General features: G+C 38.9%; 1 protein-coding gene and 2 pseudogenes. All 3 read right to left on the reverse strand.

Annotation, left to right across the window (positions count from 1 at the left end):
• Nucleotides 1-262: pseudogene (locus PPOP_RS18430) on the reverse strand (hypothetical protein); the annotation flags it as partial.
• An 83-nt stretch (nt 263-345) separates the two neighbouring features.
• Complete coding sequence (locus PPOP_RS19655; RefSeq protein WP_006288194.1) at nt 346-1,107, reverse strand: hypothetical protein; 762 nt, start codon at nt 1,105-1,107, stop codon at nt 346-348.
• 289 nt (nt 1,108-1,396) lie between these two features.
• Nucleotides 1,397-2,107 (reverse strand): annotated as a pseudogene (locus PPOP_RS19660) (hypothetical protein); the annotation flags it as partial.

The raw sequence follows: 2,107 nt of genomic DNA on the forward strand, positions 1-2,107 counted from the left end.
AGAAATACGCTTCATCCCGGGCGTAATCCTCAATTGCTTTCGTAATGTTCTCTTTGGTTAACGATGTTACATGGATGTCAGGACATCCAAAGGGTACATAATCTAGTTTTTCTTTATCCATATACCAATAATAATCGTTCGGTGTCCAAAATGTTATCGTATAGGTAATTCCATCCTCCATATCAATAAACACATCAATACAATCATTATTGATATTGGTATCCTCATAATAAGGAGGATACCTAATCTCCATAATCTTCATCTAGTCCATATCATCCTTCCCCTAAGGACCATACATTCCATTTAATTACACCCAAGCGATAAATAAAAATAAGTAACGAACGTTTACTCATCTTGATTGAATTCATCTTGGTCTTCTTTAATTTCAGCCAGCATTTTATTCAGTTTCTTGATATCAAAACGACCGTTTTGGGCGACAAAATAAAACTTTAGAGCATATCCGTTATCTTCAAGGCAACTTTCAAGGGCTTGTTGAATATATTGTTTGGTTAAGGAACGCACCTTCAGATGGGGGGGAGATGGCGGCATATACCCCATTTTGTTTTTGTGCATATACCCGTAATAATAATTCGGTGTAATCACGGTAATTTTATAGGTCATCCCATCATTCACCGTAACGATAACCGGGATACAACCATCATCCTTGTTCACATATCCATAATATAACGGATATTCAATATCGATAATCTCCAGTTTGTGCAATTCGCTATATAATTCTTTTTCCCATAAAAATGTACGGTTATTTATTGTTCTTATGATGTGATTCATTTCATCTATGCTCAGCGCGCCATTCCTATCACAGCCCCCCAAAAAACTTAACTTTAAAAAATACGCTTCATCTTGTGCATAATCCTCAATTGCTTTCGTAATGTTCTCTTTAGTTAATGACTTTACATGGATGTCAGGACATCCAAAGGGGAAATAATCTAGTTTTTCTTTATCCATACACCAATAATAGTTATTTGGTGTCCAAAATGTTATTGTATAGGTAACTCCATCCTCCATATCAATAAACACATCGATACAATCATTATTGATATTGGTATCCTCATAATAAGGAGGATAACAAATTTCTATAATCTTCATCTAGGCCATATCATCCTTCCCCTAATCACTATACATTCTACGTAGTTCCTTAATAACTTCTTTTTGCTTCTTCTTGTCGACTTTGCTACGATATCCATCCATACATGGAACACGTGGGCAAAGGAACAGAGATTTTATATGGAGAGGCGGGCATGATAAGCTGGTTAGCAACGAGAAGTCCTTATGTTTCCGGCTTTTGCGAGTACTCATGCCCGCAGAGGCTCCCTGTCAATCGCACGATTAGCCAAGCAACCGTATCTTTTACCACGAAGTATAGCGAAGAAGCCCCTTAATTTCCGTACATTCTACGAAGTTCCTTAATAACTTCTTTTTGATTCTTCTTTGTTGACTTTGCTACAATATCAAATCCATGTCTTGTATTTTGAAAATAAAGTCTAGCCCCATTACTAGTTCGAGCTTCGTGGATTCTTCCAAAGCCTATATATTTATTATGTAACCCTGGATTTGAATTTCCTTTAAACAGTTCTTTCGTTAAATGATTAATTTGTCTTTGTTCATCATGTCTTTTCGATAATTTTTCAGCATGGTTCACAAGGTGATTACTCTTCTTAATGGAAGAAGTTACGCGAACCGCCGATGGAGCTGGCTGCGAGGGACCCGTAAAAAACTCTTTTGTTGATTTGGCAGCGTTATTGATATAGGATGAAGCTGATTTTCCGACGTCCTTTACATAGGAAACGGTCGCCTTTGTCGCATTCGCGACAGCGGTTGAAGCTGTTCTCGCGGTCTTAACTATTGCGGGAGCCGCCGCACGCGCAGCGCTTACCACGACGGGAGCAGCACGTACCGCAGCAACCACTACCGGTGCCACTCGCTTTTTCCTATGTTTCAATTCAAAGGCGCCATCATAACGCAATTGCATAAATCTCTCATAGGAACCGCCGCGTTTGTTTTTTGCAAGTGAAAAATGCTCAATTTTGCAGCCAAAAGTACCGAGGCACCTGCCAACCCTCCAAAGCTTAAAAAGGAATCCGTTCCA

The sequence above is a fragment of the Paenibacillus popilliae ATCC 14706 genome, assembly GCF_000315235.1.
GTDB classification, from domain to species: Bacteria; Bacillota; Bacilli; order Paenibacillales; family Paenibacillaceae; genus Paenibacillus_B; species Paenibacillus_B popilliae.